The organism is Vibrio sp. M260118 (assembly GCF_036533755.1).
GTDB lineage: Bacteria > Pseudomonadota > Gammaproteobacteria > Enterobacterales > Vibrionaceae > Vibrio.
Map to the genome: position 1 here is coordinate 1 of NZ_JATABG010000222.1, position 5,901 is coordinate 5,901.

Consider the following 5,901-nt stretch of genomic DNA (forward strand, 5'->3'; position numbering starts at 1 on the left):
GGAACAAGACTTTCCAAACGTTACAACGCTTATCAGCTACGGCAGTGCTCAAGCAAACTCTCTGTACTCTTTATCTGCATTAGCCGCGATTAAAGGCTGGCGCCTGGAGTTCTATGTTGACCATATTCCACAATGGCTAGTCAACAAACCGCTCGGTAACTATCGTGGCGCACTCGAACTTGGTGCGAAGGTAATACCAACCAGTCACTCTCGTTTGCATCCCAAAGAGTACATAAAGCAAGTTCGCCAACCTGATAGCTCATGTTTGTATATTCCTGAAGGAGGAAGGTCAACAATTGCACGCCAAGGCGTTGAACAGCTAGCAAGGGAGATATTGTCTTGGTCACGATACGAACCTCAGCATCAGTTTGTGGTTGCCCTACCCGCCGGAACTGGCGCGACAGCACTTTATCTTCACAATTACCTTAAGCCACACTCCATCCCGGTGTTAACTTGTCCGTGTGTTGGAGGAAAAGAGTACTTAATCAAACAGTTTGAAGAGCTTGGAGAGAACGAATTCCCGCAAATCCTAGAGTTAGACACAAAGCACCATTTTGGCAAACTTTACGAACAGGACTATCGAACCTGGAAGAAGCTATTGGAAGAGACCGACATCGAGTTCGATCTTCTGTACGACCCTATGATGTGGCAATGTCTACAATCATGGTATAAGGATAACCAAGACAAAAGCATAATTTATGTTCATCAAGGTGGCTTGCTTGGCAATGAAAGTATGCTTCCTCGCTACGAGCGTAAGTATGGTCACTACTTCGGAGAAAACAGATGAAGTTATACATTGCTAGCCTAATCGCTTTGCTCTCTCTACCTGTTATGGCAAATACGACGTCGCTACCTGCTAAGCCCGTTATCGGTATTAACGCCAGCGAAGTAGGCAAACGAGTTTGTTATTACCAAGACCAAGCCTATTCGAATGGTGCCATCATCCAAATCGACGAGTACTACATGATCTGCTCGGCAGCCAATACTTATGAAAAAAACGGCGTATTAAAATGGAACCGGTTAGATGACTTCCAAGCCGAAAAAGCAACTCAGCAACCGCAGAGTGAAAAACCGAAAAAAAGATACTCGGTCAATTAAACCAATTTTGCCATAGACATGATGGAAACCTTCCAATGACTCCAATCACGACTCGCCTGACGAAAGGTGACGACCTTAAACAGTGTATTCAACAACTTGTCACAGAATATAAAATCGGCGCAGGAAGTATCGCCTCTTGTGTCGGTTGTCTTAGTCATTTGCGTATTCGCTTAGCTGGTGCCACTAACACATTGACGCTAAATGAGCCCGTCGAGATCGTATCAATCATGGGGACACTAACGCCACTGCATCAGCATATTCATATTTCCGTCGCTAAACAGAATGGCGAAGTAATAGGCGGTCATCTGCTTGAAGGCAGCTTGATTGATACCACAGGTGAACTCATTCTTCACCAATACCCGAACCTCAGTTTTACAAGAGAGCAGGACCCGGGAACTGGATTCACTGAATTAGTAATAAATCAAACACTTGATAAATAGACCACACCACAAGCATTCTCATCACTTATAACATCTTCAACACTCGATTTGATTTTGCCCGCATTCTCCAAATTTAATCTTCAAAATTTGTGATCTTACGCACCTTATGGATATGCAACAAAATGTATTTATCCTATTTTTCACGCCTAGCAATCCGCTCTACCCCTTAAGTGATAGGATAAGAACGAACACAACAATAAACGAAATAATTATAATAGGTTAGATATGAAATTAAGTAATCTCACTATCAAATCAAAGCTTACGTCAATTGTTATAATGTCAGTGGTATTCATCGCAATGACTTGCGCCTATAACCTAATAGAGCAACGCAGCTCTTCGATGAAGGAGCGTGAAGATAAGCTTAAATCTCAAGTACAAAACACCATTAGTCTAGTTCAGTATTTCTACGATCAACGACAACTACTTGGCGAAGAACAAGCCAAGCAACAAGCATTGGCCGCACTCAGTGCTCTACGCTATGACAACAACAACTACTTTTGGGTCTTAAACCAAGCACTGCAGGTGGTCCAACACCCGCTCAAACCAGAGCTTAATGGAAAATCTGCTCAGAACTTCAAAGATGGTGCCGGTAAATACCACTGGCGCGAAATGGTGACAATTTCTAAGACTCCACAACAAAATGGATTTCTCGAATATCAGTGGAAGAGCCCGCAAGGCGATCTCAAAGACAAAATCTCTTACGTGCAACTGTTTCCCGAGTGGCAATGGATCATAGGATCCGGTGTTTTGGTCTCTGACATTCAAGATGCGTTTTTTGCATTGGCTGCGAAAGAGGCAGCGGTTTCTCTCGTTTTATCGATCATTCTCTTTGCTCTGGGTTACACCATTTCTAACAACATCATTACTCCGCTAGAAAGGCTCACCGATCACACACATGCCATCGCTGATGGTGACCTAACAGTACGTATGAATATGTCGAGAAAAGACGAGCTCGGTGACATGAGCAACCAAATCGACAAAATGATGGACAAGCTGCAATCAACTTTGCGCACAGCCAATGAATCAGCCGTATATTCAAGTACGATGGCGAGTCAAATTGCCCAAGCAAGTGAAGAAGCGGCCACCAGTGTCAATGCTCAGCACTCTCAACTTGAGATGCTATCAACCGCAATGACTGAAATGACGAGCACCATAGCAGATGTGGCATCAAACGCAGAAAACACGGCAACAAGCACCAACAAAGTGGTTGAGCACGCACATCACAACGACGAAGCCATGAAGAAAACATCTAACTCTATTGCGCATGTTTCTGACAATATTGCTACCGCCAACAGCCTAGTTGGCGATCTACAAGCCGGGGTCAAAGAGATCAGTAATGTGCTAAGCGTTATTCGTGATGTATCAGAGCAAACCAATTTACTTGCACTTAATGCTGCTATTGAAGCAGCGCGCGCCGGTGAGCAAGGTCGAGGTTTCGCAGTGGTCGCGGACGAAGTACGCAATCTAGCCAGCCGCACCCAAAACTCGACCAACGAAGTGCAGCAAACTATCGAGAAACTGACGCAACAGGCGAGCCAAACCTTTGAGGCAATGCAAACCAGTAACGAACAAGTCGAAGAGAGTGTCGCGGCTTCAGAAGATACCCGCAAGCAACTCGATTTGATCGTCGATGAGATGCAAAACGCGAATGACATGGTGACACAAATTGCTTCCGCATCTGAACAGCAAAGTACCGTAGCTGCGGAGATGAATGAAAGTGTCACTGGCATCCATTTGGCCGCCAATGAAGTTCTGCAAGCCTCTCAATCTCTCGCAGAAGATAGTCAACGTATGGCTAACACCGCTGAAGAGCTCACAGCTCAACTGAAATATTTCAAAGTTTAGCCCCATACATCCAAACGAATAAAACCCGCGAATGCGGGTTTTATTTTTACGTCAATTAGCAAGCCAAAAGTGAATTATTGTTTTGGTAAGACCTGCACTGACTTTAAGTTAGAGTCAAAGTCAAAATGGGCACATACCTTTATATTATCTTTCTCAAACACAACATCATCAAAATCGGTCATAACGATCTTAAAACCATGCCGGGCGAACAGTGTCGTCACAGTAGTTCTTTTGCTGCTTTCAATCGCAGACTTAAACAGTGTTTCCATTATCGTTTACCTTTCCTTGGGGAGGAGCCCTTAAGATAGTCAACTAAAAATATGATATCAATCGCATATTTAATTGAAAATTGTGATGTTTATGAAAGGACTTATTTATTCATTTATGCAGGTTATTTAGGGCTCAACATATGTAAATCACAACAATACAAACATGGCTATTTTGTGACCACCAACCCATTACTTTAACTCGCGATCTATCAATACATTTCTTGGTTATCACAAATATTTACTATTTACTGCTTCGCTATAGTTACAGGTTAATAGGCTATTATAATTAGCCAAAATTAATATTGGGGAACATCGGGTAATTATCAGTAAGAAGGTTATCGAGAACGACTGTGAAAAGGCACAACCAATATTTCATCTTGGTTGTGCCAACATGCATACATCACTACTTAATCTGAGTATATGAATACGAGTTCTTTATATTAATATTGAAATATTTTCCTTTTGAAGACGCAGATATAAATCCATCCCAAACTGTTTCTGGGACACCTGTATACCGATACACGCTATCATCAGAAAACTGAACATCGAGTAACTGGCTAATAGATGAATACCCTACACTATTGATAGCTGAGCTGCTTACTGGTTGTTGCTCATATATTGGTGGTGGGATTAAGTTACTCGCAATACGCTTCATATGATTCGCAATCAGATTCGCTTGTCCCGAAGGGAGCAAATATGAAGGTAATAGACCATGGCCCGTTATGTCTTTGAAACTAAAATATGCATCATAGTTTGATGGTACCGCGCCAATATATTCTCTAACGGCAGCCATTATAAAATCAGTATCATTAGTAATGTGACCAACTAATTCTGGTCTTGCGGAGCCTATGGAACCCCCTACTTGACTTGTTGGAACTGCAATTCCCATATAAGAAAGCATAGGATATGTAGAAAGCTGATTTCCATCATCAAAACGATACTTATTGTACAAGTTCTCCAATAGACCATTGGAATAAAAGTTACCTTGAGAGTGACCAACCAGTATTACTCGCTTACATTTATCAAGGTTCGATGACAATCGTCGTTCTGCAGTGCGATAATCTCCATCCCCAGTGATAAGGTAAGCATCCAATTCACTAAATATACCGTTAATCAACGTTTTAGTTTCTTCGTCACTCAAGCCAGTATAAAAACTGAAAGTACCATTAATAAGCATTTTGAGCACTTTCCTTTGTTCTGGAGTAGCTTCTTCATACTTTTGCTTTGCTACCTGCTCTATCTGTTTAGTTAAATCTTCAGAACTGTTGTAACTGCCATCAACGATTGGAGACATTTCAAATTCATTGGTCAAGTGCTTCTTCTGGTAAGTTATAAGGTGAGCTTTGTTTGCACCGAATTGCTGATATGTTGTAAACATTCCATTTACGTAGAACAATTGAACCTCATCAACTTGAGGGCCACAACTTGAAGCATGTGCAGTATTAATAGACAGAATTACACCAATAACAGGGGTTAATATCCTTTTCATTTTGAAACCCCTTCTAAAAACTTATCACAATTAATTTCAGTCACTACTGGTTCATTCCCTTGTAACGATTTATAGAGCTTGGTAGATGCTTCTCTGTTCGCAATCGCACGGTCTAAGGTGTCAAAGTACAAATCAATTGGATTTAAAAATTCTGGGTTTTCCGTCTTATAGACATCAATACAGTATTGTAGAGCAATACCATTCGTTGCCATTAATTGTGCATCTTCAACGGTGATTTCAATATCATTTTCACTAAACTCTAGTAGTTTTCCAAACTCCCTACCTGCTTGAGTTGCTAACGCAATTTCTTTCGATTCGATGTATTTTTCCTCAATGGTCACGGCATAATCATCTCGTAAGCCATCTCCATCATTGTCTTCACCAATGATGTTTGTATCATCTGGTTCAGGGGTTGGTGTAGGCTTTACTATCGAATTGATATCTAAGCGTTGCCACTCTACAGAGGTGCTAGGAATTTCATTAGTATTCCACCATTTAGCAATGTAGAAACCTGTATTGTATTCGACTACATCACCACCATTATAAGTAGTGGATTGTTTCCAATCTTCAATTGAGTCGGTATCAATGGTAATCCAACCATCCCATGAAATTTGATTGTCAACAGGCTCTGTACCTTGAGTCCAGTAAGAGGAGATATAAGTAATACCCTTCCATTTGACAATATCACCAGATTCATAAACTGTATTCTTATCCCACTCATTTGCTGAGTAAGCAAACGTGGGTATGAAAACAATCGCAA

The 5,901-nt window shown here is 41.4% G+C and carries 7 protein-coding genes; 4 read left to right on the forward strand and 3 right to left on the reverse strand.

Annotated features, from left to right (window positions below; translation table 11 throughout):
* The 4 genes from QTO00_RS13235 to QTO00_RS13250 form a co-directional block, all read left to right on the forward strand.
* Positions 1–787 (forward strand): 1-aminocyclopropane-1-carboxylate deaminase/D-cysteine desulfhydrase (locus QTO00_RS13235; protein ID WP_331425223.1); only part of this gene is annotated, 787 nt, incomplete at its 5' end.
* Positions 784–1,098, forward strand: coding sequence for a DUF1496 domain-containing protein (locus QTO00_RS13240; RefSeq protein ID WP_331425224.1), 315 nt, complete (start codon positions 784–786; stop codon positions 1,096–1,098). The genes QTO00_RS13235 and QTO00_RS13240, both read left to right, overlap by 4 nt.
* A gap of 35 nt (positions 1,099–1,133) precedes the next feature.
* A complete protein-coding gene (locus QTO00_RS13245) occupies positions 1,134–1,538 on the forward strand; it encodes a PPC domain-containing DNA-binding protein (protein ID WP_331425225.1) in 405 nt (134 codons plus the stop codon).
* A 225-nt stretch (positions 1,539–1,763) separates the two neighbouring features.
* On the forward strand, positions 1,764–3,383 hold the full coding sequence (locus QTO00_RS13250; protein WP_331425226.1) for a methyl-accepting chemotaxis protein: 1,620 nt from the start codon (positions 1,764–1,766) through the stop codon (positions 3,381–3,383).
* A gap of 74 nt (positions 3,384–3,457) precedes the next feature.
* Here QTO00_RS13250 and QTO00_RS13255 read toward each other — a convergent pair whose 3' ends face one another.
* The 3 genes from QTO00_RS13255 to QTO00_RS13265 all read right to left on the reverse strand — a co-directional run.
* Positions 3,458–3,652 (reverse strand): hypothetical protein, encoded by a 195-nt coding sequence (locus tag QTO00_RS13255; protein WP_331425227.1) that lies wholly within the window; start codon positions 3,650–3,652, stop codon positions 3,458–3,460.
* A 403-nt stretch (positions 3,653–4,055) separates the two neighbouring features.
* Positions 4,056–5,141, reverse strand: coding sequence for a KTSC domain-containing protein (locus QTO00_RS13260; protein ID WP_331425228.1), 1,086 nt, complete (start codon positions 5,139–5,141; stop codon positions 4,056–4,058).
* On the reverse strand, positions 5,138–5,901 hold a 764-nt coding region (locus QTO00_RS13265), incomplete at its 5' end, for a carbohydrate-binding protein (RefSeq protein ID WP_331425229.1). The genes QTO00_RS13265 and QTO00_RS13260, both read right to left, overlap by 4 nt.

Coding starts and splice junctions, on each gene's coding strand:
- QTO00_RS13260 (WP_331425228.1), bottom strand. CDS start 5,141: ATGAAAAGGATATTAACCCCTGTTATTGGTGTAATTCTGTCTATTAAT.
- QTO00_RS13240 (WP_331425224.1), top strand. CDS start 784: ATGAAGTTATACATTGCTAGCCTAATCGCTTTGCTCTCTCTACCTGTT.
- QTO00_RS13255 (WP_331425227.1), bottom strand. CDS start 3,652: ATGGAAACACTGTTTAAGTCTGCGATTGAAAGCAGCAAAAGAACTACT.
- QTO00_RS13250 (WP_331425226.1), top strand. CDS start 1,764: ATGAAATTAAGTAATCTCACTATCAAATCAAAGCTTACGTCAATTGTT.
- QTO00_RS13245 (WP_331425225.1), top strand. CDS start 1,134: ATGACTCCAATCACGACTCGCCTGACGAAAGGTGACGACCTTAAACAG.